The organism is Halorhabdus amylolytica, assembly GCF_004944975.1.
In the GTDB taxonomy this organism is placed as follows: domain Archaea; phylum Halobacteriota; class Halobacteria; order Halobacteriales; family Haloarculaceae; genus Halorhabdus; species Halorhabdus amylolytica.
Map to the genome: position 1 here is coordinate 12,369 of NZ_SPQG01000020.1, position 23,450 is coordinate 35,818.

A 23,450-nucleotide genomic window follows, 5' to 3' on the forward strand; every position below is an offset into this window, starting at 1 on the left:
AGGCCAGGCAGTCAAAGCACTTTCTCAGGATCTAAATGCCAATCTTGTATTGCTTGACGCATTGCTTGTTCCTGAACTTCCCATACTTTCGCCCACATCACCTTTCGCAATAGTTGATATTCCTCTTCGGAAGACAATCGGCCAGATAAGTGAAGCATATCAATTAATGCAACATAATCAGAGTTCGGCATATCTGGCAACTGGTCCACGAAGTCATCTAGCAGTTCGCTTATTTCTTCTACGAGATCATCTTGTTCCTCATCGTATTCTCTCGCTTCAACCGCGTCCACCAACAACTCAAAGGCATCATCTAAGTCCACCGTATTATTTTCAAGTTTTTCCAGTTGGAAAGTGATTTCACCGTAGTAAAACTCGTCATTCTCCAATGCAGTTTGTGTTTGAATGACCTCTTTGAGATTCTCTTCAAGGAATGACAAAGCGTAGTCTCTCCCCTGTATTTCGGCCATAACATTGAGAATAATGGCTATCCCGGAGTGAAGGCCCTGAAGCACATCAGGGTACTCATGGTTTTGAGGTGACGGAACTTCACCAGTTTCACTTGCTTCTGTTTCAATTTCAGATTCAAACTCTTTCCAGTCTTCGAGAATCTTATCCCAATCTTCTTTTGATAAATACTTATCAATGAAAATGAAATCCTTAATACCGCGCTCTACCCTTTCCCTAATCCGGTGCCGAAACAAATTATCCTGCTTTTGTGGATTCTTGTATTGTGACAAGTCCACATCTCCAACGAGGTATTTTCGATCCTTTTCGGTCAAAATGCCTCTATCACCGTTTACTTGGGGTTTCTCTCCCATATTCAATGCTTTGAAACTGGATCTACTTATATTTATCCCCAGTCCGTATGAGTATCGTGTGAACGCGAGACGGAAACCCCGAACTAATCGGGTTAGAACGCTTGGCCGCCTGGGAAGCGGCCACACAACCAGTAAGCAACTGAATATTGGTTGTCCGTGGTCTTAATTCCCCGGTGCCAGGCGAGCGTTCACAGGAGAACGCAAAACCATGGCAACGAACGCCTCACTCGGGCCGGACGCCCAACCTACCAAAGATGACCGTCCGACCCGAGGGCGGGACGCTCGTAAGAGCGCCCACAACGACGGTAGCACCGACGAACAATCAAACCCACCGAATCACGGGCTTCCGACCCATTCGACCGCGAGATTCCTGTGGGAGTGTCCCAAAGATACGCCGATAGAAGAGCTTGGCGAGAAATACGACGCCTGGAAACGCCGGCAGAACAGCGAACAGTCCGATCTCGGGAGGTGGAACGATGAGTAAGGGACGCGCCGAGTTCGGTTGTCCCTCTTGCGGTTCATCCAGTGTTTTCTATACCGATCCTGAAAACGTGGAGTGCCGCGAGTGCGGGGTTGAGGTGTACGAACCTCTTGCAGAGAACGCCGGTGACCTCGAAGACCTGGCGGAAACCGAATTGCCGGTGGCCGAACTTGCGGATATGCTTCTTGAGGAGGTGACGCCCGAATGACTGCGCCAACAATCGGGCAAAAGCGGTGCCCCGAATGTGGCCGGTCGATCTCTCGGAAAACTCAGAGTCTGATCACAGACGACGGGTGTCCGTTCTGTCGCAACTCAGGTGATGGAGATGAGTAAAGTATGCCCCAACTGCGGTAAGGAGTACGAACCTAAGTTCGCGGAGAAATCCGACGCGCCGGAAGGTTCGATTTACCGCGAGCAGCACCAAACCGGGATTTGTTCAAACGAGTGCTGGAATGAGTGGTTGGGGGGTGGCGACGAATGAAGCGAGCCATTAATCGCGCGTGTGTCCGCAGCCTGCCGGGTCGTTTCTATACCCCCTTGGTTCTCACCTACCCAGCATTACCCAAGAATAACGACCGCAAGAAGGCAAAGGCGTTCTTGGGGTTCTTGGGGTTCTTGGGGGGTTCAGGCAAAGGGGTCGAAAATCGACCCCCCTTTGCTCTCAGCCCTTACGCGCGTAAGAATGGCAAGAACGTTTGGGGGTGGTTCGCATGACTATTCGGACCCAGGAAATTCTCAACGGGACAAGCAGGGTTGCTATCCATCAATGGAAATTAGAGAATTGGCAGGTGTTCTTGGAGATCGACGGAACACCTGGCTGTATCAGTTTTTCGACGGCCAAGTTGATGAAAACGTGGAAAGGCAACCCGAACCCTGTTGAGTGGCGTATAGAAGAGGAGTTCAACGAATCTGCGGAGATTGACCCCAAGAAAGTGGCGAGCCACTGGCGGGGAATGGTCGAAGAGTTCGAAGCGGTCGGTGTTCGGGGTGATAGCTATGAGTGACGCGGCAGAAAGTGTCGGCCCCGTCACTGAATCGCTGGCAGACGGCTACCTGACGTTAGAATACGAACCACTCTCGGGCGGGCAGATTCGACTCACCGCGAAAGCGAACGGTGAAACCCTAGAGAGTGGTGAGTACAACACCAAGATCTTCGGGAGTGCGACCCTCAAAGGCCAATTTTTGAATAGCGTTGAAATGTCGTTAGAAGGACGCAGCGCCGTTGACGCTACCAAAATCCGGCGAGAGTTGAAAGAGTGGTTTGCGGAGATGAACCAGTTGGACAAAGAAGAGCAAAAGGACAAGCTACTCACCGACGAAGTGGCGCAGATTATCGACGGAACGCATAGCGTCAAAGTCCACGGTGGGGAAACGACGGTGTGGAAGGTGACACTCACGTTCGCGGGCCGGACGAAGGAATTAGAGTTCACCGCGTCGGAAATGGTGAGTGGTAGCGGTGGCGCACTGCAGGAAAAGATAGCGAACCAGTTCTATGAACTCGTAGAAATTGAAAAAGAGGACTGGGAAGCGATTCGGGAACGCTGGCAGGAACAATCGGAAGTCGTGAGTGTCGTTGATGAAACGGCGTCGGACGCGGTGGCTGACCGGGTGCTTGAATATCTGAAAAACAACCTAATTCCGGTTGGCGACCGGGAAAAAATGGGCAACGACGTTGCTGCCGTGTGGTACGACGGAGATAACGCTACAGTGTGCGACGACGCCCCTACAGAGGGGCCGATAGCGTGGGTTCAGGGAAGTTTCCTATCCGATCAACTGGAATCGGCAGGAAAGAATCTCGAATACAAATCCACGCTTGTCCGTGACCTAATCGACCGTGGCGACCTATACAGCGGGAGTGAGCAACGAAAATGGGCGTGGGATACCCGAACGCGCGTGTACCCGTTCAACCCTGAATCACTCGGCATTTCAGAGGACGACGTAGTGGGTGGTAGCGACCCCTCACACAGTGAGGTGAAAGCATGACCGACGTAATTCAGATTGACGGCGTTCCTGGCGGTGGGAAAACCTACACTCTTCGGCAGAAACTCGAAGCCGAAAAACGCGACGGGGTGAACGCTTACGGGTTTTGGTGGCTAAATTTCACCAATAGCGGACGCGAGGACGTTGAACCGGAGTTAGAAGAGATATTCCCGAACGCCGACGACGCCACAGACCGGGCGAAAACGCTGCATGGGTTAGCCCTGTCGTTAGTAATTCGAGACGGGCAGATTGACCCGGAGAACGTCACGACACAGGTTATTCAACAGGGTAACTTTGGCGACGACGAAACGGACCCATATGCGGCGTTCGCAGAACGCCAGGGAATGACCTACGATCCCGACGCCGCCGACCCTAGAAAACTCTTGGCCGGTGAAGAGACGACGGATAAGGTCGGGAACAAGCTGTTCGCTATCAATGACTATCTGACGCAGACGGTCAAATCACCGGACCAGTGGCGTGACGCCCCCCAGGATATTGAGATAGCAGGCGACCGCGTGAAGGCGCTACTCAGAGAGTGGGACGACTTCAAGCGTCACGCCTACGACCTACGGCGCTTCGAGCATGGGGATTACGTGAAGTTGGCCTATGAGAGTCGGTTAGTGCCTGACGTTGACGTTCTCCTGATTGACGAATTTCAGGACTTTGCACCCCTCGAATATCAGCTATACAAGTTGTGGCGTGACGACGGGCGGATTGACCGAATCTATGTAGCGGGCGATCCGAACCAGTCCATCTATTCGTTCCGTGGCGGGACGCCGTACTACTTCGAGAACACGGACACCGACGACGAAATTGAATTGACGGAATCCCGCCGTTGCCCGGCAGATATAGCCAACGTGGGAAGTTCGGTTCTAGCAGCCCACGAACGAACGGACCCGCGTGGCTTCGAGGGATATGAAGCCGGTGGGACAGTGACGTGGGGATCGCTTCGGGACAAGTACGAACTTCGGGACGCGATTACAGAGTCTACAGACACCTACGACAGTGACCCGTCTGTATTTCTGCTCACACGGACGAATCGCCAACTTCGACAGCTTGAGAACCACCTTCGGGACGTTGGTATCCCCTTCGAGGTGTTGGGTTCACGCGGCGGTGTCTGGCGTGGCGATCTGGGGCAATACCTGGCGTTCCTGAACAACTACCAAAACGACAGTGGCGCGTTTGCGTGGCTGAATGTCAGAAAGGTACTCCGGGCCTTGCCTGACGGCGACAACCGGCGCAGCAACCTCGGAAGCCGATTAGGTGGCATAATAGACGCGGACGCGATAGCGCCCGCGTTCAGTGGCTTCGAGGACGCTACGGACATCGTTCAACAGCTCCAATTGAGTGGCTGGAAACGCGACGTTCTCCGAAACGCGGTTGATACCACAGCAGCAATCAACCCGGAAGAGGTTCAGGTCGGAACGATCCACACGGCTAAGGGCCTCGAAGCGCCGTGTGTGTACCTCTTCACTACCACGTCGGACAATACGGTGAAACGGTATAGTCGGGACCCGGACCACGCTGCAGAGGAGCACAGAGTCTATTACGTGGGTGCAACGCGGGCCAGCGAAGAGTTGCACCTTGTTGATGGATACTTCAAGGGACCGACCGCCCCGCCAATTGAGAAAGTCCGACGAAACCAGGCGGTGATAGCATGACCCGCGAGATCGTCACGGACGGCGTTCACATCCCCGATCCAGTCAAACAGTGGGACTATTGGGTTCTGTGGGACTTTCAGGTGAAGCAACCGCGAGCGCCGTGGAAAGCAGGTCACTGCTACAAAACTGAATGGAAACAGGACGGTGACGTTGACCCACGAACGGACTACTCACAGGCAAAAGCTGCAGCCGACTTAGGGGCGTCACTGTTGCATGAACACTATGGATTCCCTGACGACCCGCCCGAAAAGGTGGGGCCGACGTTGCTACTCCCGCATGAAGGACCGGATACGCCGGGTCCGGACGTGGCCGACCCGTCCCTGTTGTTCATTGACTACGACGACGTGATAGTTGACGGTGAAATCCCCGGTGAAGTGTGGGATGTGGCGGCAGAAATCGGTGGCCCGTTGTTCGTGAGCCGGTCCTACTTTGACAGCGACAAGGACAAAGCGGGACTTCACCAGTTGGCCCGTGGAACGCTACCGGGTTCGGTAACGACGGTAAACGCCGAGTTCGGCACGCGGGGCCACATAGAAATCTACTATCGGTCACGAATGACGGGCTTCACGTGGGAACACGTTCGCGGAACCCCGACCGACGAACTCCCGGAAGCAACGGACGCGGTGGCGTCGGTGGTAGATACCTATGCCAACCCGACGACGAAACGCCGGGCGAGTATAGACCCGGATGAACAAGCCGAGAGAACGCCCCTCGAAGACCTTACACCGCCCGAAGAGTTGGCGGATATGAACACGACCGACGACATGGACGACGTATTCAGTGCGATTAAGCACGTCACGGCGTCGGATATACGGCTACGGTCCGGACTAACCGAAGAGTTGGGCGTTCGGAAGTCCTATAATCCGAGTTGGGAACACTCAGACAGTGGCACTCGGCTAGGATACGACCGAATTAACGGAAATGAAACCTGGATCTACCGGGCGGCAAACCAACCAGTTGACGCCCTGCAGGTTGTAGCCCGTGAAGAGGGGATAACTCGGGACGTGACCCGCTATCCGTCCGGGGGAGCGTTCTGGAAGGCGGTTGAAGCCCTTCGATCCCGTGGGGCAACGATCCCATACTACGAAGGCAACAACGGGACGCACCCCGATTACTTGAGACTCTTCGAGGACACCGACGACGAAGAGGACCAACGACGGAAGGCACTCCGGGCTATGCGGGCCAGCAACCGACAGTAGCCTTTCTTTCTACGACGCGCCCGACTTATTCGAGTGGCACAGTCGGCAGCCTGTCTCTGTCGTGGGGTTCATCTAACCGCATCTCAATATCCTCCGGGTTGGGTGTGTGTAGTTGCGGCGAGCCTGGCGAAGCGTAGTGTTCGACAATGTGGGCCATATTTACGGTGTCCGCGATTCCATCCGTCTGATACAAGTCCCGAAGGTATGGATGCAGGTGTTCGTAATCCCGAATCCGACGCCATTTCTCGGGGTGCGTGTCTTGGATTGAGTTAGACACTTTACTCAAAGTCGTGGGAATAGTGTGATAGACCTCGTCGAAACGCACCAACGTGGTGAACATCGCGACATCGGCCTCTGTCAGGCGATCACCCGCGAGGTATCGCTGGTCGGCTAGTACCGAATCCCAGTGATCCAGAGCGTCGAACAGTTCCTCGACGGCCTCGTCGTAGGCAGCCTGGGAATCGGCGAATCCGGTCCTGTAGACGCCGTTGTTGATCGGCTCGTAGATGGCCTCGATGAGCCGATCGACCTCCTCGCGGTATCCTTCAGGATAGAGATCCACGTCGTTCTCGGCCACGTCATCGAATTCCGTATCCAGCATCCGCATGATCTCGGCGGATTCGTTGTTGACGATGGTGTCCTCCTGTTTGTCCCAGAGGACTGGTACGGTGACGCGCCCCGTCATATCGGGGTCGGCTTCCACGTAGACCTCTCGGAGGTAGTCAGCACCGTTGACTGTGTCGGGCGTACAGCCGTCCTTCTCGGGGGTGAACTGCCAGCCGTCGTCGCCGCGGTAAGGGTCGACGTAGTCGACGGTGATCGTGTCCTCGAGTCCTTTCAACGTCCGCGTGATCAGCGTCCGGTGAGCCCAGGGACAGGCCCGGCAGACGTAGAGGTGATAGCGGTCGGCCTCCGGTCGAAATCGGGCGTCGGGTTCGTCCTCGATCCGGTCGCGAAACGAAGTCGTCTGACGTTCGAAGGCGCCGTCCTCGTTGGTGGTCTGGTAGGCGTCAGTTTGCCACTCGCCGTCGACGAGCATATTCATGGTAAGAGGGGATTGGGGTCGGACAGACAAAAAACTCGTAGTAACCCGCGTGTCACCGCCGCTCACCGATTTCCCTGACGGCCGTTGTCCTCCTGCCCTCGAAAAGTGATAGCCCGAGAGGGATGGTTTTTTGTATTCTCATTGATGAGTATTCGATGGGTACATTTGGGTGGTTACGTGCAAGGGGTGATCGACTTCTCGGAGAGGGGACTGGACGGTGCGCCGCTCACGGCGACCGAAACCGACGGACTGCTGGGACGTCCGTTGCTCGCAGACCGGCCGCTGGTGACGTATCTCCGGGCCGCCGAACAGCCGCAGTTCTGCCTGTGGAACCATCGAAACGGCGTCGTCGTGGAAGGAAGGCAAGCGTATCGCCCGGACCGGTGGCACGCTGGAGTGGCACTCTTGACCGACTGTCGGATCCTGTTTGCCGTCGGTCGGACGGATGGCGATCGGACGATCCCGGTCGGGCTCTCGGACGTCAGAGACGTCTCGATCGAGAACCGTCTGCTCGGAGAGACGTTACTCGTCGAGACAGCCGACACCACCTATCGCTTTCCCTGCTGGGGGAACCTCGATCCCGTTCGGGAACGTGCCAGTCAACTCGTCGAGACCTGGCGGACGGCCGGGGATCACCTCGATCGGGCCCGACGGATACTCGATCGTCTCGAAGAACGTATCGGAAGGGGAGACGGTTCCGGGACCTGCTCACTTTTCGAGACCGTCGAGGACGAACTGGACACGGCCAGCGAGATTATCAGTTCGTCACCCGGCGCCGACGCCGTCCTGGGAGAGGAAATCACCACTGTTCGAAACGATCTGACCGCGTTGCGTCGGCAGGCCCACGCGACACGTGCTGATCACCTGTTCGAGCGGGCCGAGCGTCGATGGGATGACCGCAAGCTCGAAGCGGCCTTCGACGACCTCGAAGCGGCCAGGGACGCCTATTCTCGGGCGATCGAAGTCGACGCCGAGAAGCCCTCTGACGAGGAACTTATCCAACGGCGCGATACTGTCCTCGCCGATCGCCGAAGACTCGCAAGTGCCCCTCTCGAAGCCGCTGAGTTTGCCCGTGAAGTCGCCGCCGCGACCGAGGATCCCGAAGCGGCGATCCGCTGGTGGAAGACGACAATGAATCGGTACGAAATCGTATACACCCTGGACTGGGGTCGTGACAGACCCCGGTTCGACGTCGATCGGGAGAAGGCCCGGGACGCACTGGAAGCCGCCGTCCGGAACCTGGTGGAGGCTTACTGCCGAGGCGCATGTGAATACGCGAACGAGAACGTCGCCACCCACCGTTCGGACACCCAGACGCCCCCTGATCGGGCAACCGAATTACTCGATGGGGCTGACGCGCTGGCACGTGAACGTGTGCCTGATATGCGTGAGGACGTCAGATCCCTCCGGAATGACATCATTCCGGAGGAATCGACGACGGACGGGCGACTGCCCGGATCAGGTGTCACTGCCGACGATCGATAGCAATCGATTACGGGGCGAAACCGTGAACAGACGGGATGGGAGTCGACCACGAATCAGGGACCGTGAGCGGACGGGTTCGAAGCCCTTATTTGACGCCTTTCCCTCTTCTCAGCCAAGAGAAACTCATGGCGGAGAAACCAGCCTCGATGTACCGGGACATCGACAAACCGTCGTACACCCGACGCGAGTACATCACCGGCATCCCCGGTTCGAAGATCGCACAGCACCAGATGGGCGACGCCGACGCCGATCCCGAGGACTATCCTGTCCAGATCTCGTTGGTCGTCGAAGAGTCCGTCCAGCTCCGGCACGGTTCGATGGAGGCTGCACGTCTCTCGGCCAATCGTCACCTGATCAAGGAGTTCGGTGAGGGCAACTACAAGATGGTCCTCCGAAAGTTCCCCCACCAAGTCATCCGGGAGAACAAACAGGCGACCGGGGCCGGGGCCGACCGTGTCTCTGACGGCATGCGCCAGTCCTTCGGGAAGATCGTCGGAACGGCCGCCCGCGTCCAGTCCGGTGAACGTCTGTTCACCGCCTACTGTGACGTCGATCAGGCCGACGCAGTCAAGGAAGCCTTCCGGCGCGCGTACAACAAGATTACCCCGCCCTGCCGGATCAAAGTCGAACGCGGTGAAGAACGACTGATCGCGTAGATCGACCGCATCGAACGCGCGGACTCACTTTTCACGACGCACTCACGCTCGTCGAATCACAATATGGGCGAGGCGTCGTCGTGTCGAGATCGGACTCGACGAAAAGAGGATTGTCAGCCCTCGGCCCGACTCTGGAGTTCCCGATCGACGTATTCCTTCGCGAAGAGGCCAGTGGCGACACCCAGTCCCAGCGCGAGGGCGGCGACGATGCCCAGACCGATCGCCGACGTGATGCCCTCGACGATCAGGTAGACGATCTCAAGGTTGATGCCGATCATATCGAGCCCGATCACGAAGACGATCACGTAGAGGGTCGCCCGCACCGTCGCGGGGATCCACACGCCGAAATCGCTCTCTTCGACGACGTCGGATCGACGGGCCTGTCGAACGGCGGACTCGATCAGGACCAGCCCGACGAGGATGATTGCGACGCCGGCCAGGGCCTGTGGTACCCAGACGACCAGCGTCTTCAGCCAGGTGTTCAGCTCCTGAAACTCCGTCACATCGACCGCGAGGAGTGCCCCAAAGAGGATGACGTAGTACTTGACGGCGGCGCCGACCGCCCGCGAAATCGCTCCGGCCTCGCCCCCGAACAGTGCCGCGACAGGCGTGTCGTCAAAGACTTCGTCGATCCCGGTCCGTCGACACAGGCCCACGACGACCGGCTGGAGTCGAACCCCGAGGAGCAACCCGCCGAGCAGGATTGCCAGCCCACCGAAGAAACGTGGCAACTGAGTGATGATCATCTCGATCGCGTTCCCGAAAGTCGTAGAGAACGTATCAACGAACAACGGTACGACTGCATCGGTCACGACAGCTGGTGTCAGTGACATACACGTCCGCGATATCTACGAACAACAATAAACGTTCTTATATAAACTGAAAAGGTGGAGTCTAGGGACTATCGTCTGGTATTATATTCGTACACGACGACTCCCCTCGAAGACCGGACGAACGACGCTTCCACCGGGACGAGGGGTCAGCCGACGACTAACACCGTGACGTCCCGGAGTCGGGCACGTGAGAGAGTGTCCTCACGAGAAAGACAGTCCTTCCGAGCCGGTGAGCGTTCGGGCTGTTCAGCGCCTCCCGATACGTCACCGCGGCTGGCGCGGGCGTGGTCGACGAATCGATCGTTCGAGGGCTGACTTGGGCGTTCGTCTCCCGGACGTTGCCTTTCTGTCTCGGCGTCTCCGCCGACATCTTGTCTCTTCTCTCGACCGCCCTGCTCGTGGTGACCACGATACTGTCGGTCGTGTCCTATCGACACGCAGTCCGTCGGTTCGATCGATACACGTTCGCACAGACCTCGTCACAGACCCGTCAGCGACGCTATCGGTTTCGTGATCAGAACCGGATCGATCCGTCGACCCCGACAAACAGCGGGATCGCGATCGAACCGAAGACGACGATCCACCCGCTCGCGACCAGGAGTCCTTCGGTGAGGGCGGGGAACCGCTCGACGATCGAAACGAAGATTCGCACGTCGAGGGCAACGACCACGATCGCGCCGAGGATGTCGAAGACGAGGTCGGCGGCCGTATCGCGCCAGCCGTAGTGGACGAGCACCGGTTCGACGTCGAGGCGGTCGGCCACGTCGCGGGCGAGAAGTTCGAGCAACTCCCAGAAGATGCCGATCACGAGCGTGAACGCGACTGTCATCGAGCCGACGGAGTCCGGCCACGGAATGTTCCCGGACAGAGACGGGAACGCGACGAGAAACGCGGCGTAGAGCAGCGCCGCGGCGAGCGCAGCCGAAACGGTATGCGTAAGGTGATCCCACCACCACGTCGTGTCGTACAGGCCAAGCATCCCCAGCGAGTGGAGGAATCCGGCGACGCCGAGCCAGATCGCGAGCAGTGGGTTCAAAGCGAGTTGTTCACCCAGTCCCGTCCGAAGCCCGATCTCGAGAACGGTGGGAAGCACCGCGAGAACGAACGCGCCGGAGGCGTTGACCGCGGCCGGGACGTTCCGGCGACGAACGGCCACGACGAGGAGTCCGAGGATCGCCCCCTGGAGCGAGAGAGCGAGGAGTATGAGGAGATCGAACACGGTGGTTCAGTCCATCACCTCGGTGACGTGTGCCGGCGACAGCATGATCTTTTCGCCCAGTGGCGGTCTTCGCCGCCCGGGCGACGGACAACAGACTGACAGGCGACCGATCGACAGATAGCTGAGGGAACAGTTGGCTTCCGGATGCTCCGTGCTGTTCGACACACCGGATCGTTCAATCCGACGCCCCCGATCCAGCAGGGTCCGGGTGACCGTCGCGATAACGTGTCGGGATAGTAGACAGTACGTCCTCGGGGAGCCACGGCCCGGCGACGTCGAGCACGACCGCGGCGAGCGTCGGCAATTGCCGACGGACGGCCGCGTAGACGCTCCCAACGGCGAGGGCCGCGATCACCGCCCAGTGAAAGGTCCCCTCGACTGCAAGCAGGAGCGGAAATGCAAGAGCGTACGAGAGCAGGAGGTCGCCGGGCGAGCCATCGTGGCTGATCCACTGTCGGGGGGAGATCCAGCGCTCCCGGTAGTGATCGTAGACAGCCCGATCCGAGGTCCCCTCCCAGGGCCGGAGTTCGAGGCCACCGCCGAACACGTCGGCGAGACTGTGGACAGCCGCCCCAGCCAGGAACACGGCCGGGAAGACCGTCCAAATCGACGGGAGAAATACCGCCACTACCAGCGAGGGGACCGCGAAGACGGAATAATATACGGGATAGTGGAGCGTTTTCCGGTGGCCGACGTACATATCGAGGTCGGGAAACATACCCCCCAACAGTCCTGCGAGGAGCCCAACGCCGGCGAACTCCGGGGCGACAAAGCTCACCGGTATCGCGAGCGCCATCCCCGCGAGGACGTGGGTCGGGAGCATCATTGTGTCGGGATAAATGGGACACGAAAGAATGAATGTATCGGTCACGTTCGGGCTCGATCGAGACTCGCGAACGCGACAATAGTGGCCCCAACGAGGACGGACGTCCGCGTCCGGGCCTTGGGAGACCTAAAGCTCGGCCCAGGATGTCGGCGTGGTCAAACTAGCCTACCCCTTCTCCCGGACGAAAATCACCGTTCCGGCAACGGCTCCCGTAACGGTCCCCAGGAGAACCGCCACCGTGATTCCCTGTTGAACCAGGAGCGTGACGCCGAACGCGACGACGAAGGTGAGGCCGGCGGAACCGAGCCCACGAGCGAGCGCTCGACGCGTGTGACTCGTTTCCGTTCCCAGTTGCGTGTGCACGAACGCGGCGGCCAGGGTCCCAGCGAGGAGGCCCGCTGGAAGCCCGACCAGCACAGAGAACTCGATATACGAGAGCAGTGCTTCCGAGACCACGAAGAAGACGACGAGGAACGTGGCGATTCCCGCGCCGATGGCGTACCCCACGGTTCGAACGCGCATACTGATCGTTCGGACAACATGATCAAAGGTCTAGCGGTGCTGGACTTGCCGCTTTCCCGAATGGGGGAGGCGAACCGTCGTCAGAGTGGCATCCTATCGCGGGCGAGTCCGGATCGGACACCGACCGGGGGACGGGAATCGTCATCGGGATGGTATCAGGTGGGCAAAGGGCGAGATCCAGTGTGAGTCGGGGCTTTCTATCCGTCCGAGGGTTTACCGGACTCGCCCCGGAGATTCATACGATGTCAGGTTCCCAACCGTTCGTAAAACGGGAGAATGATGAACTAGATCTCCGACAGATCTGGGACGAGTCGCTGCCCATTCTGGGACTCGTCGTCCTGTTCGGGTCACTTGCATTGCTGCCGTACCTCGTAGTCGTAGTGATCTTCGAGGGGACGTTCATTAGCCTCATCCTGAGGTCATTTACACAACTCGTCCTCGCTGTCGGCGCAGCGATCGTGCTCATGTACGTCGTCACCAGGGCTATTCAACTCGCTGACGGGTGAAGATTGATCCGACACATCGCCTCGATCGAGCTTCACGGGAAGGGACTACGTGCGTTGAATCCGCAGTTGACTGTCGAGGACAACCTCGAATACTGGGGTCGCATTATCGGACTGGATCGTGACGAGCGGACGGAGCGGATCGCTCGGACGAGTGAGTTCGCAGGGGTGACGGAATTACTCGATTGCAAGGCGACCGACCTGAGCCGTGGCCAGCGCCAGCGGACCATCGTCGCACGGTGTTACTCGGGGAGCCAACAGTGCTGTTCCTCGACGAACCGACGACCGGCCTCGACCCAACGGCGGCAAAGTCACTCAGGATGCAACTCGACGATCTGGCAGCGGAGGGCCGGACGCTTTGCTACTCGACGCACAACCGCTACGAAGCCGAGTTCCTCGCCGACGAGTTGACGATCGTTCAGGACGGGGTCGTCCTCGCCAAGGGGCCGAACGAGGAGCTTCTCTCCCGGCTCAAAGAGGGCGACACCCGGGCGATCCACGTCGTTGCGGACGCTCATCAGGCGGACTTTGAATCGATCGGCGTTTCGTTGCTGGCGGTCGCAGTCGGGTGGGTCACTGTCCGACGGTGGTTGGACGTCAAGAAGCTCCTGTAAGCAGCCAGTACGGATCGATTGAGCTTCGTGCGAACGCCACTACGCAACGAGGACAAACACGCGACTCACCGCATGAGAAATCCGTATGTGGAGGGGGACCACGCTCTCACTCGGTCTCGGCGAGGCGACCGCCGGCAAAGCCACCGAGTGCGCCGAGACCGGCACCGTAGGCTGCGACGAACAGTACTGTGAGGACCATCACGGTACCGACGACGATACCCAGACCGCTCTCTCCGATCGTCGCGAACCCGTTGTACAGGCCAGCAGAGACGAACGCGAGGATCACCAGGGCCGGCACCATGGACAGAAAGCCAGCCACTCCACCGACGCTTATCGAGCGGCCGCTCTCTGTCTGTTCGAGATAGCCCGCGAGGCCGCCACCGAGGACCGGCGAAAACGGGACGAACGACAGCACCGCCGTGGCAACCGCACCCAGGACGGCAGAGGCACGGTAAGAATCCACGTGCTCGTCGTCGCTGACTTCGCGACGGGCCCGATGGCGAACGGCGACGTACCCGATCGCGAACAGCACCAACCCAATCCCCGTCACGAGAAGCCCAATACCAGTCCAGTTGACGATCTCCAGGGACAAATCGAGCATCTGTGCTTCTGTGAGATCGCGTTCGAGGACGATCACGGTGATTTCCCCCGACTCGATACCCTCCTGAAGCAGTCCCCGATCGACGACGAAGGTCAGGGCGGTGCCGCCGACCGTCAGTGCCATCCCACCCAGCGCGATGATCACTCCGGCCAGCCAGTGGATGTACTCCGGAACCGGACGGGTGAACACGTCCGAATTCCCGTCACCGGTTGGGGGTGTGTCTGTCGTTCCCATAATAGGCTCTTCGATGGGTTCTGGTTTAATGGTGTCTCTGCAGACGATCGTTTCCCCTGAGAGAGTCGGCCTCAAGGAAGGCGAGTTCCGACAGCACCGCCGAGAACGCCGCTCAGGGCACCGAAAACTATCGTGACCCCGGCCCGGGATCGGCTTCTCCACGGACGACCGTTTGACGGCGAGTCACCTTCCCCACCCTAAAGAGCGGGGCTTGTCGGTGGACTCCCGTTCTGGCCAACCCTATCGGCTGGCAGGCGAGTAGCCGCCATTCACGTTCAGCGTCCCCGACTTCAGGGCGAGGTGACGTCTCGCCCCTCCGTGCGGAGACTTTTGCCCCGCACGGAGTAGCCGAAATCCGATGTTCTTCGCCGTAGCCAGATTCCGACGGAATCTGGCTGCCCGTCAGGTCGCGCGCGACCTGACGACCGCGTTGTAGTCCGCGTTGACCTCGTAGCCGCACTTCTGGCAACGGAACTTCGATTGAGACGGACGATTCTCGTCCAGCGTCGTCCCGCACTTCGAGCAACGCTTGGACGTGTACGCCGGGTCTACCTGCGTGGCGTCGATACCCTCCGCCTCGGCTTTGTACGCCGTGTAGTCGTACAGGCGGCGGAACGCCCACGCATGGAACTTCTTTGCGCCCGGCAGCCGGTCGCGGATGTCCGTTAACTCCTCGAACGCTATCCGGTCGCACCCGTGCGCGACGGGTTCTTGGACGAGTGCTTTCGAGATGCGGTGTAGGTAGTCCTCTACCCACCGTGTCTCTCGGTCGCCCATCCGTTCAATGGTTCGATGGGCTGATTCCGTGCCCGTCCGTTGAAGCTCGCCACGGACCCGTTCATACTCCCGGCGACGGTGGTTGAGGGAGTCGCCACTCCAGAACATCCCGGTTGACGTGACGGCTATCTGTTCGATACCGAGGTCAACGCCGAGGACTGTACTGTTCTCGGCGTCGCCTTCGTCCGGTATCTCTGACTCCACGTCGGCCTTCGTTCCGATGTGGAGGAAAAAGGTATCCGTCTCGTCGCGGTACTGGAGCGTCGCACCCGTCACTTCGTAGTCGTCGTCGCGGAGGTACTTCGTCTGCGGGTTGTCTCCCTCCGGCGGCAGGACGTATTCGGCTTCGATACGCCCGTTCACCGTGGAGAGATACGTGGTCGTCGTGGAACGTCGGACTCCGTTTCTCGTACCGGACAGCAGGGGTCGTAAAGTGTGGTTGTGACGCCTTCTTGCCGTTCTGCCACCGGGCGACGACGCCTTTGATGGCTTCGGCGGCCCGGTTGCGTGCGGATTGGACGAGATTCGCTTGAAGCCGTGTCTGTTCGCGCACGTCGGAGTACGTCCGGTCGTGGAGTTTGCTTTTCGAGGTGGGCTTCGTCCTGCCATGCGTCTTGGACGACGTAGTTGCACGCCCACAGGTACTCCTCGACAGTGTCGTGGAGGAGAGTCGCGTCGCTGTCGTCCATATCGAGTTTGACGACGACCGTGCGACCCACCGCCGCCATACTTCATATGTAGCACCCCACATTCAGGTGAGTTACGTGTGGTGTGGGGAGTCGGTCGGCCACCGAACGGCGGTTGTTTCTCACCGTGTCGCGTTCCTCCCCGTCCCCAGAACGCGAAGCGTTCTGGTGTGCGAACGAGACGCGAAGCGTCTCGTCAACGCCGTGAACGGCGGGGTTTCCCGCTTGTATCTTGAATGAGGGTCGAGACGGTCCCGGCGTCACCAGTCAAAAACGACCGTACTCGCACGTGGAATTTCGGACCCGCCCTCAGACCAGCGCGCCCGCGGCGGCGATCGCTTCCTCGCTCGCGAGCCCGAAGGCCGGGAGGAGCAGGACCGTCACGACCGCCGCGACGACGATAGCGGTGTACAGTCCGACCGGGTAGGAGTCGATCTCGAACTCCTCCGTCGGCTCCTCGATCCACAGCGCCTTGACGACCCGGGAGTAGTAGAACAGGCTAAGGGCGCTGGCGATCGCGCCGATCGCGGCCAGCCACCACAGGCCGGCGCCGACGGCCGCACCGAAGAGGACGTACTTCGAAAGGAAGCCCGCCCCGACGGGTAGGCCGGCGAGGCTGAACAGGAAGACCGTCATCGCCACCGAGGCGACCGGGGCCTCGCTTGCCAGCCCGTTGTAGTCCTCGAAGGTCCGCCCGACGTCCCAGTACTCCGCCAGGCCGACGAACAGGAACGCACCGGTGTTCATGAACCCGTAGACCAGCAGGTGCAGCATGCCGGCCCCCAGGACGAGGTCGGGGTTGGCCTGCGGAGTCAACGCCGCCAGCGCGATAAGCACGTACCCGGCGTGACCGACCGACGAGTAGGCAAGCATGCGCTTGACGTTTTCCTGTGTTGCGGCCGCGAAATTGCCCAAGACCATCGTGGCGACCGCCAGCACCTGAAACAGCAGGAGCCAGTCGATCGTGCCAGCGACGGCGTCGATCGGGAACGCGGTCGTGAAGATCCGGAAGGCCAGGACGAATCCGGCGGCCTTCGACGCCGAAGAAATGAACGCCGAGATGGGCGTCGGCGCACCCTCGTAAGCTTCCGGCGCCCAGAAGTGGAACGGGACGCTCGCGGTCTTGAACGCGACGCCACCGACAATCATCACGATCCCGACGCCGAGAATCCCGGGAAGTGCGGTCGGATCGACGGCGCTCGCGACGGCGTCGAACTGCAGCGACCCGGTCGCACCGTAAACCAGGCTGATCCCGTAGGCGAAGATCGCCGAGGACAGCGCCCCGACGAGGAAGTACTTCAGCCCCGCTTCGACGCTGCCACGGTTGTCCTTGAGATAGGAAACCAGCGCGTAGGACGGCAGACTCGACAGTTCAAGCGCGATGAAGGCCGTCGCGAAACTGTCGACCGAACCCAGCAGCGTCATGCCGGTCGCGGCCAGGAAGAGCAACGAGAAGTACTCCGCCTGGTGGGGTTCCTCGGCGATGTAGTCGTAGCTCGCGATCACGACCAGTGCGAGGACGCTGGCGACGATCGTTCCCAGGACCAGCGTCATGCCGTCGACCATCAACTGACCACCGAACAGTTCGATGGCCGTGGTCTGTCCTGTGCCCGCGATCAGGTACCAGACGTTGAACCCGAGGGCAGAAAGCGCGCCGGCCAGCCCGACGCCGGTCAGCAGCGTCGGACTCGTCGTGTCGGGTTCCGGCTCGATGCTGTCGATCAGGAACAGAACCAGCGCCGTCGCTCCCAGCACGAGCGCGGGTGCCAGCGCGGCCCAGGTCGGGAGTTCGATCAATGCCATCAGACACCACCTCCGAGTTCGAGAATCGGACGAACCGCGTCCTGGATCATCCCGTAGAAGAGGTCCGGCGCGACCCCAAGAGCGATCACGCAGGCCAGCAGCACGACCAGCGGCGCCACGTCGTGAACGGGCGCGCGCCCGAGTTCGTAATCAGTCGCCAGGGAGAACGGCCCAAACAGCGTCCGCTGCATCGCCAACAGCAGGTACCCGGCGACGATCACGATGCCGAACATCGCGAGCGCAGTGAAGATCGGCGCGCCCGGCAGGACTGTCGAGGGGAACGCCCCGAGGAAGATCAGCACCTCTGCGGCGAACCCGCTCATGAGTGGCAGGCCCATGTAGCCGAAGGCGGCGGCGACGAAGATGCCGACCGTCACGGGCATCCGATCGGCGAGCCCGGACATGTCACCGACCATTCGCGTGTGGGTCTGGTTGTAGATCACGCCGACGACCATGAACATCAGCCCGGAGATGAACCCGTGGCTGACCATCTGGAAAGTCGCCCCGCCCAGCCCGTGGACGGTGTAGGCGATCAGTCCCAGCAGGACGTAGCCCATCGACGAAATCGAGGAGTAGGCGACGATCCGTTTGAGGTCACGTTGTGCCAGCGCGAGCAAGGCACCGTAGATCACGCTGACGACGGCGAAGATTGCAATGATCTCCGCGTTGGCTTTCGCGACATCGGGCAGCATTGTGAAGTTGAACCGCAAGAGTGCGTAGGTCCCCATCTTCAGGAGGACGCCCGCCAGCAGCACCGACACCGGCGTGGGGGCCTCGACGTGGGCGTCCGGAAGCCAGGTGTGGAACGGCACCATCGGGACCTTCACCGCAAAGCCGGCGAACATGGCGAAGAAGGCGGCTGCCTTCAATGCGGCCGGCCCCAGCCCGGCGAACTCACCGAGTGCGCCGGGTTCCTGGAGGGCCTGGGTGATCTCCGGGAGGCCGAGAGTCGTGACGCTATCGCCCAGCCCGAAGACCAGGGCAATGAAGCCGATGAACATCGCCAGGCTGGCGACGTTCGTGTAGACGAAGAACTTGATCGCCGCGTACTTCCGGCGCGGACCGCCCCAGATCGCGATCAGGAAGTACATCGGGACCAGAACGACCTCCCAGAAGACGAACCACAGGAAGAAGTCCAGTGCCGCGAACACGCCAAGAAGCCCCGCCTCCAGCAGGAGCACGAGGGCATAGAACTGTGACTCCCGTTCGTCGATGGGCGTCCAGGCCGAGACGATCGCTGCCGTCGTGAGGATCGTCGTCAGGATTACCAGTGGCACACTCACGCCGTCAAGGCCAACGTGCCACTGCAGCTGATAGCCTGCCAGGTCGATCCAGGCGATCGTGGTCTCGAAAGCGGGTTCGCCACCCGAGAGCAGTGCGTTAGCGACGCCGTCGAAGGCCGACCACAGGTAGAGGCTGCCCACGAGTGGGACGAGGCTGATCGCGGCGGCCAGTTTGCCGGCATAACGGTTCGGTGCCAGGGCGACGATTCCGGCCCCCAGCAGGACGCTCGCGAGGAGTGCTTCCAGCAACATTCAGAACCACCCCCCGAGGTACCCGAAGACGACCAGCAACGCGACCAGCGAGAGCGTGATCAGCGTCGCGTAGTGGGTCACCAGCCCCGTCTGGATCCGGCGGACGCGTTCGCCCGCAAAGAGACTCACGCTGCTGGTTGCGTTGACCACGCCGTCGATGACGCTCTGATCGAACGTGTCCGCTGCCCGCGAGAGCGGCAGTGTCACGTCGCGTGCGAGCCAGACCTGATACTCGTCCTGGTAGTAGTTGTTCATGAGCAACGTCTTCAGCGAGCCGAGTTTGTCCGTGTGCTCCGTCGGACTCGGGACGGCGTACAGTCGGTACGCCAGGCCGGCACCGGCCAGCGCCAGCCCGAGCGAGATTGCAGCGCCCACGAGAACGGTGCCGGTCTCGCCCAGGGGATGGGCAGCCGTGTAGCCCGCGAACTCGTGCATCAGCCCGTGGTCGCCGGTATAGTGGTGGACAGCCGTTCCGAACGAATCGGGAGCCATGTCCAGCCAGTCGTGCAGGAACGTCAGGTGGATGCCAGTGACCTTTTCGACCGGTGCGAGGTTGATGACGCCCGCGACGGCCGCCAGGATTCCCAGCACAGCGAGTGGAAGCTTGACGTTCCAGCGGACACCGTGGGGGTCCTCGGCATCCGCAGTTCGGGGCTCACCGTGGAAGGTCAGAAAGACCATCCGGAAGGTGTAGAAGCCGGTGAAGGCAACGGCGAGCAGGCCCATCGCGTAGCCAGCGAGCAGGAGCGGCGAGCCGCCGAATCCGTGGATCAGCGTCTCGTAGAGTACCTCGTCCTTCGACCAGAAGCCGGCAAAGGGGAAGATACCAGCCAGCGCGAGTGATCCCGAAAGGAACGCGTAGTAGGTGACGGGCATCTTGTCCTTGAGTCCGCCCATGTCCCACATGTTCTCGTTGTGGTGCATGGCGATGATGACCGACCCGGCACCCAGGAACAGCAGCGCCTTGAAGATCGCGTGGGTGGTCAGATGGAAGACCGCAGCGACGTATCCGCCACCGCCCAGCGCGAGCATCATGTAGCCGTACTGGCTAATCGTCGAGTACGCCAGCACCTGCTTGAGTTCCTGTTTGACCAGCGCCATCGACGCCGCAAAGAGTGCGGTGAACCCGCCGACCAGCGCGATCACGCCCAGTGCGGTCGGCGAGAGCAGGTAGAAACCATACATCCGCGCGACGAGGTAGACCCCGGCGGCGACCATCGTCGCCGCGTGGATGAGCGCCGAGACGGGGGTCGGGCCCTCCATCGCGTCGGGCAGCCACGTGTGTAGCGGGAACTGGGCGGATTTGCCGATCACGCCGCCCAGCACCAGCAGACCCAGCACCGTGAACCAGGCCTGCTCACCGAGACCGAGGAACGTCCTCACACTATGTTCACCCGCCAGCGCCTGCTCGGCCATGTGCGGGAAGCTCTCACTCCCTGCGAACATCCCGGTGCCGAACGTCGCGAAGATCCCAACGGTCCCGACCAGGAAGAAGTAGTCCCCGAAACGCGTTACGAGAAACGCCTTCTTCGCGGCCGATGACGGCCCCGCTTCGCGGAACCAGAAGCCGATCAGCAGATACGAACACAGCCCGACGAGTTCGAAGAACATGAACGCCATCAGGAGATTATCCGCGAAGACGAACGCGAGCATGCTAAAGGAGAACAGGGAAAGTTCGGCGTAATAGCGGGGGAGTCCGGTCTCGTCTTCGTCGTTCATGTATCCCAGCGAGAAGACGAACACCAGCAATGCGATCAACGAGACGATGACCAGCATCAACGCCGACAGCGGGTCGATCAGGATGCCCAGATGCAGCGAGAGAGTGTCCTGTCCGGCGACGAAGGTGTAAAGGTCGGCATCGTAGGTCTCACCGCCGGCGACGGTCACGAGCGCCCAGATCGAGAGGACGAGCGAGCCAACCAGGGCGGTGATGCCGGCCAGGGCACCGCGTTTCGGGAGGTAGTTCCCGCCGAACAGCGCAACCGCGAACGCTGCGAGCGGGAGCAGTGCGATCGCCGGCGCGAAGTCGAATGCTCCTGTCATGTTACCTCCGCATTGTCGTCGGTACAGTCACGTCGATGCCACCGAAGTTCCGGTCCAACACGAGGATGATCCCCAGGCCGATGGCCACCTCGGCGGCCGCCAGTGCCATCACGAAGAGGGCGAACACCTGCCCGGAGAGGTTGCCGTAGTGCAGCGAGAACGCCACGAGGTTGATGTTCGCTGCGTTGAGCATCAGTTCGACGGACATCAAAAACAGAAGGGCGTTCCGACGGGTCAGGATCCCGAAGACGCCGATGGCGAAGACGGCCGCCGAGAGCACCAGATAGTGGGTAACGCCGACCATCACTCTTCACCCCCCTTGCGGACGCGATCGAGTACCGACCCGTCTTCCCGACGGGCCAGCAAGATCGCGCCGTCGAGGGCGGCGTCCAGTGCGACCGCGATCAGGACGAACGAAACGAGAAACCCCTCGGTCACGAGCGGGGACTGATCTGCCATGTCGAACAGCGCGTAGCCGATCCCCGCCGTGATGCTGACGCCGGCCTCGAACCCGGCCGCGTCGGGGAACGTCGCGGTGACGAACACCGCCACAAGAACCCCGAACAGCGCGAGCGCGGCGACCGCGCCCCCAGGGTTCAGATCGCGGACGATCCGCGGGCGGCTCACTGTCTCACCCCCTGTCCGTCGGCGTCGGAGTCGGCGTCGTTACCCCGCGTCAACATGACGGCGAAGGTTATCAGGATGAGGACGCCGCCGACGTACACCAGGACCTGCATCGCCGCGACGAACGGCGCCTGGGCCATGACATAGTGGACGGCGACGCTGAGCAGCGCCACGCCGAGCAACAGCGCCGAGTGCCAGACGTCCCGGGCCAGGACGACACCGAGGCTCGCCCCGACGGTCGTCAGCGCAAAAAGCCCAAACGTGACTGTCTCGAGTACTCCCATGCTAGGTCCCTTTGCGCCCGCCCGCCCTTTGAAGATTTCTTTATCCCGTAAAGATTCCGGCAAATTAGGCCGGTATCGAGCGTGTTGGCCCGTGATCCGTCGAATTTCCGTGATAACTCGCCGGATGGGTCCGCTCAATAGTCCCCGAGAACCCCAAGACTACGGGCCCGTCGGGTCGTCAGGATAAATCCGAGATAGCCAACTGCCAAGTAAACAACAGCCGTGCCGAGCAGAATCACCAGAGCGATCGGTTCAAATTCCCAGAGACGAACGTTATCGGTCATCGCTCGCTGCAACATCGTACTCGACTGTGCGAGAGGAAGCGACGCGGCCCAGGGTATGTCGAACACTGGGGCCGAGATCAGTCCGATGAACGCGAACTGCAAGAGAGTCGTGACGTTACCGATTCGCTTATACAGCACGCCCAGTCCGCCCATCGCCAGGCCGATCCCCAGGACGGACGCGATCCCACAGCCGGCGATCACGACGATCGTCAGGACGTTTAAATCCAGGCCCGTCCCGGTCATCAACAACATCAACGCGAGGACGACCGACGACGTGAGGAACGTTCGGAACACGACGGCGATCGCCTTGGCCGCCATCACCGGCCCGAAGCCAAAGGGGGTGATGTAGTGCCGTTCGAGGGTGCCCCAGCTGGCTTCCGACTGGACGGCGCTCATCGCACCCACGTAGGCCCCTTGGGAGAGTGTCCACAGGAAGTACCCTACGATCAGGCCCTCGATCGTATCAGTCAGGGCCCGTCCGGCGATCATCTGCCCGCCGTAGAACATCAATGCGAAGAAGAACACGCCCATCACGAGTCCCAGCGCAGCATTGACCGGGTACCGAAGCCAGATCAACAAGTCACGATAGATGACGGCCCGCATCAGGTGATAGTACCCACCAGCGGACGACTGAGTCGGTCTGCCGCCGTCACGATCGGCAGTTGTCATCTTTCCTCCGAGGGGGAAATCCCGCCGTTCACGGCGGGGAGGAAGCCGATACGATACTGTGCTACCGC

Annotated in this window: 23 protein-coding genes and 1 pseudogene; 9 read left to right on the forward strand and 15 right to left on the reverse strand. The window is 60.4% G+C overall.

The window, feature by feature from the left end:
* Window positions 1-11: 11 nt before the first annotated feature.
* Window positions 12-818 (reverse strand): hypothetical protein, encoded by an 807-nt coding sequence (locus E3374_RS16160; RefSeq protein WP_136689990.1) that lies wholly within the window; start codon window positions 816-818, stop codon window positions 12-14.
* Window positions 819-1,294: 476 nt separating this feature from the next.
* Here E3374_RS16160 and E3374_RS16165 point away from each other — a divergent pair, with 476 nt between their 5' ends.
* The 5 genes from E3374_RS16165 (at window position 1,295) to E3374_RS16185 (ending at window position 6,139) form a co-directional block, all read left to right on the forward strand.
* The gene (locus tag E3374_RS16165; protein ID WP_136689991.1) at window positions 1,295-1,507 is read left to right on the forward strand and encodes a hypothetical protein; all 213 of its coding nucleotides are present in this window, start codon (window positions 1,295-1,297) and stop codon (window positions 1,505-1,507) included.
* A gap of 502 nt (window positions 1,508-2,009) precedes the next feature.
* Complete coding sequence (locus tag E3374_RS16170) at window positions 2,010-2,303, forward strand: hypothetical protein (protein ID WP_136689992.1); 294 nt, start codon at window positions 2,010-2,012, stop codon at window positions 2,301-2,303.
* Entirely contained in the window at window positions 2,296-3,282 is a 987-nt protein-coding gene (locus E3374_RS16175; protein WP_136689993.1) for a hypothetical protein, read from the forward strand. The genes E3374_RS16170 and E3374_RS16175 overlap by 8 nt, the downstream gene beginning before the upstream one ends.
* Entirely contained in the window at window positions 3,279-4,940 is a 1,662-nt protein-coding gene (locus tag E3374_RS16180; protein ID WP_136689994.1) for an ATP-dependent helicase, read from the forward strand. Before E3374_RS16175 ends, E3374_RS16180 begins: the two co-directional genes overlap by 4 nt.
* Window positions 4,937-6,139 (forward strand): hypothetical protein, encoded by a 1,203-nt coding sequence (locus E3374_RS16185; RefSeq protein WP_136689995.1) that lies wholly within the window; start codon window positions 4,937-4,939, stop codon window positions 6,137-6,139. Before E3374_RS16180 ends, E3374_RS16185 begins: the two co-directional genes overlap by 4 nt.
* 25 nt (window positions 6,140-6,164) lie before the next feature.
* Here the strand turns inward: E3374_RS16185 and E3374_RS16190 are convergent, their stop codons facing one another.
* Window positions 6,165-7,184, reverse strand: a complete 1,020-nt coding sequence (locus E3374_RS16190) for a glutathione S-transferase family protein (protein ID WP_136689996.1) — start codon at window positions 7,182-7,184, stop codon at window positions 6,165-6,167.
* 177 nt (window positions 7,185-7,361) lie between these two features.
* On the opposite strand from E3374_RS16190, the gene E3374_RS16195 reads away from it, so the two are divergent.
* Both E3374_RS16195 and E3374_RS16200 read left to right on the forward strand, forming a co-directional pair.
* Window positions 7,362-8,669: a hypothetical protein gene (locus E3374_RS16195; RefSeq protein WP_136689997.1), complete on the forward strand. Its 1,308-nt coding sequence runs from the start codon at window positions 7,362-7,364 to the stop codon at window positions 8,667-8,669.
* A 125-nt stretch (window positions 8,670-8,794) separates the two neighbouring features.
* Window positions 8,795-9,325 (forward strand): 50S ribosomal protein L16, encoded by a 531-nt coding sequence (locus E3374_RS16200; protein WP_136689998.1) that lies wholly within the window; start codon window positions 8,795-8,797, stop codon window positions 9,323-9,325.
* Window positions 9,326-9,438: 113 nt separating this feature from the next.
* Here E3374_RS16200 and E3374_RS16205 read toward each other — a convergent pair whose 3' ends face one another.
* From E3374_RS16205 to E3374_RS16220, 4 genes are all read right to left on the reverse strand, one after another.
* On the reverse strand, window positions 9,439-10,158 hold the full coding sequence (locus E3374_RS16205) for a mechanosensitive ion channel family protein (protein WP_136689999.1): 720 nt from the start codon (window positions 10,156-10,158) through the stop codon (window positions 9,439-9,441).
* Between the two features lie 514 nt (window positions 10,159-10,672).
* The gene (locus tag E3374_RS16210; RefSeq protein ID WP_136690000.1) at window positions 10,673-11,377 is read right to left on the reverse strand and encodes a hypothetical protein; all 705 of its coding nucleotides are present in this window, start codon (window positions 11,375-11,377) and stop codon (window positions 10,673-10,675) included.
* Window positions 11,378-11,552: 175 nt separating this feature from the next.
* On the reverse strand, window positions 11,553-12,203 hold the full coding sequence (locus E3374_RS16215) for a metal-dependent hydrolase (protein WP_136690001.1): 651 nt from the start codon (window positions 12,201-12,203) through the stop codon (window positions 11,553-11,555).
* A 165-nt stretch (window positions 12,204-12,368) separates the two neighbouring features.
* On the reverse strand, window positions 12,369-12,725 hold the full coding sequence (locus tag E3374_RS16220; RefSeq protein ID WP_169051887.1) for a hypothetical protein: 357 nt from the start codon (window positions 12,723-12,725) through the stop codon (window positions 12,369-12,371).
* A 242-nt stretch (window positions 12,726-12,967) separates the two neighbouring features.
* Here E3374_RS16220 and E3374_RS16225 point away from each other — a divergent pair, with 242 nt between their 5' ends.
* Window positions 12,968-13,231 carry a hypothetical protein gene (locus E3374_RS16225; protein WP_136690003.1) on the forward strand — a complete coding sequence of 88 codons (264 nt, stop codon included), beginning with the start codon at window positions 12,968-12,970 and terminating at the stop codon, window positions 13,229-13,231.
* A 236-nt stretch (window positions 13,232-13,467) separates the two neighbouring features.
* Window positions 13,468-13,842, forward strand: coding sequence for an ATP-binding cassette domain-containing protein (locus tag E3374_RS16230; protein ID WP_136690004.1), 375 nt, complete (start codon window positions 13,468-13,470; stop codon window positions 13,840-13,842).
* A 106-nt stretch (window positions 13,843-13,948) separates the two neighbouring features.
* Here E3374_RS16230 and E3374_RS16235 read toward each other — a convergent pair whose 3' ends face one another.
* From E3374_RS16235 to E3374_RS16275, 9 genes and pseudogenes are all read right to left on the reverse strand, one after another.
* The gene (locus tag E3374_RS16235; protein WP_136690005.1) at window positions 13,949-14,677 is read right to left on the reverse strand and encodes a DUF5518 domain-containing protein; all 729 of its coding nucleotides are present in this window, start codon (window positions 14,675-14,677) and stop codon (window positions 13,949-13,951) included.
* Window positions 14,678-14,874: 197 nt separating this feature from the next.
* Window positions 14,875-16,182: pseudogene (locus E3374_RS16240) on the reverse strand (RNA-guided endonuclease InsQ/TnpB family protein).
* Between the two features lie 267 nt (window positions 16,183-16,449).
* The gene (locus tag E3374_RS16245; RefSeq protein ID WP_136690006.1) at window positions 16,450-17,943 is read right to left on the reverse strand and encodes an NADH-quinone oxidoreductase subunit N; all 1,494 of its coding nucleotides are present in this window, start codon (window positions 17,941-17,943) and stop codon (window positions 16,450-16,452) included.
* A complete protein-coding gene (locus tag E3374_RS16250; protein ID WP_136690007.1) occupies window positions 17,943-19,478 on the reverse strand; it encodes a complex I subunit 4 family protein in 1,536 nt (511 codons plus the stop codon). Before E3374_RS16250 ends, E3374_RS16245 begins: the two co-directional genes overlap by 1 nt.
* The gene (gene nuoL, locus E3374_RS16255; protein ID WP_136690008.1) at window positions 19,479-21,521 is read right to left on the reverse strand and encodes an NADH-quinone oxidoreductase subunit L; all 2,043 of its coding nucleotides are present in this window, start codon (window positions 21,519-21,521) and stop codon (window positions 19,479-19,481) included. It abuts the gene before it with no gap.
* 1 nt (window position 21,522) lies between these two features.
* Entirely contained in the window at window positions 21,523-21,825 is a 303-nt protein-coding gene (gene nuoK / locus E3374_RS16260) for an NADH-quinone oxidoreductase subunit NuoK (protein ID WP_211195000.1), read from the reverse strand.
* The gene (locus E3374_RS16265) at window positions 21,825-22,148 is read right to left on the reverse strand and encodes a hypothetical protein (RefSeq protein ID WP_136690010.1); all 324 of its coding nucleotides are present in this window, start codon (window positions 22,146-22,148) and stop codon (window positions 21,825-21,827) included. The genes nuoK and E3374_RS16265 overlap by 1 nt, the downstream gene beginning before the upstream one ends.
* Window positions 22,145-22,429 carry an NADH-quinone oxidoreductase subunit J gene (locus tag E3374_RS16270; protein ID WP_136690011.1) on the reverse strand — a complete coding sequence of 95 codons (285 nt, stop codon included), beginning with the start codon at window positions 22,427-22,429 and terminating at the stop codon, window positions 22,145-22,147. Before E3374_RS16270 ends, E3374_RS16265 begins: the two co-directional genes overlap by 4 nt.
* Window positions 22,430-22,563: 134 nt before the next feature.
* Complete coding sequence (locus E3374_RS16275) at window positions 22,564-23,382, reverse strand: ABC transporter permease (RefSeq protein WP_136690012.1); 819 nt, start codon at window positions 23,380-23,382, stop codon at window positions 22,564-22,566.
* Between the last annotated feature and the right edge of the window lie 68 nt (window positions 23,383-23,450).

Excerpts from the sequence above, each read along its gene's own strand:
- E3374_RS16235 (WP_136690005.1), bottom strand. The coding sequence starts at position 14,677 with ATGGGAACGACAGACACACCCCCAACCGGTGACGGGAATTCGGACGTG.
- E3374_RS16175 (WP_136689993.1), top strand. The coding sequence starts at position 2,296 with ATGAGTGACGCGGCAGAAAGTGTCGGCCCCGTCACTGAATCGCTGGCA.
- E3374_RS16220 (WP_169051887.1), bottom strand. The coding sequence starts at position 12,725 with ATGCGCGTTCGAACCGTGGGGTACGCCATCGGCGCGGGAATCGCCACG.
- E3374_RS16185 (WP_136689995.1), top strand. The coding sequence starts at position 4,937 with ATGACCCGCGAGATCGTCACGGACGGCGTTCACATCCCCGATCCAGTC.
- E3374_RS16165 (WP_136689991.1), top strand. The coding sequence starts at position 1,295 with ATGAGTAAGGGACGCGCCGAGTTCGGTTGTCCCTCTTGCGGTTCATCC.
- E3374_RS16160 (WP_136689990.1), bottom strand. The coding sequence starts at position 818 with ATGGGAGAGAAACCCCAAGTAAACGGTGATAGAGGCATTTTGACCGAA.
- E3374_RS16245 (WP_136690006.1), bottom strand. The coding sequence starts at position 17,943 with ATGGCATTGATCGAACTCCCGACCTGGGCCGCGCTGGCACCCGCGCTC.
- E3374_RS16275 (WP_136690012.1), bottom strand. The coding sequence starts at position 23,382 with ATGACAACTGCCGATCGTGACGGCGGCAGACCGACTCAGTCGTCCGCT.
- E3374_RS16215 (WP_136690001.1), bottom strand. The coding sequence starts at position 12,203 with ATGATGCTCCCGACCCACGTCCTCGCGGGGATGGCGCTCGCGATACCG.
- E3374_RS16250 (WP_136690007.1), bottom strand. The coding sequence starts at position 19,478 with ATGTTGCTGGAAGCACTCCTCGCGAGCGTCCTGCTGGGGGCCGGAATC.
- E3374_RS16270 (WP_136690011.1), bottom strand. The coding sequence starts at position 22,429 with ATGGGAGTACTCGAGACAGTCACGTTTGGGCTTTTTGCGCTGACGACC.
- E3374_RS16190 (WP_136689996.1), bottom strand. The coding sequence starts at position 7,184 with ATGAATATGCTCGTCGACGGCGAGTGGCAAACTGACGCCTACCAGACC.
- E3374_RS16170 (WP_136689992.1), top strand. The coding sequence starts at position 2,010 with ATGACTATTCGGACCCAGGAAATTCTCAACGGGACAAGCAGGGTTGCT.
- nuoK (WP_211195000.1), bottom strand. The coding sequence starts at position 21,825 with ATGGTCGGCGTTACCCACTATCTGGTGCTCTCGGCGGCCGTCTTCGCC.
- nuoL (WP_136690008.1), bottom strand. The coding sequence starts at position 21,521 with ATGACAGGAGCATTCGACTTCGCGCCGGCGATCGCACTGCTCCCGCTC.
- E3374_RS16200 (WP_136689998.1), top strand. The coding sequence starts at position 8,795 with ATGGCGGAGAAACCAGCCTCGATGTACCGGGACATCGACAAACCGTCG.
- E3374_RS16225 (WP_136690003.1), top strand. The coding sequence starts at position 12,968 with ATGTCAGGTTCCCAACCGTTCGTAAAACGGGAGAATGATGAACTAGAT.
- E3374_RS16180 (WP_136689994.1), top strand. The coding sequence starts at position 3,279 with ATGACCGACGTAATTCAGATTGACGGCGTTCCTGGCGGTGGGAAAACC.
- E3374_RS16205 (WP_136689999.1), bottom strand. The coding sequence starts at position 10,158 with ATGTCACTGACACCAGCTGTCGTGACCGATGCAGTCGTACCGTTGTTC.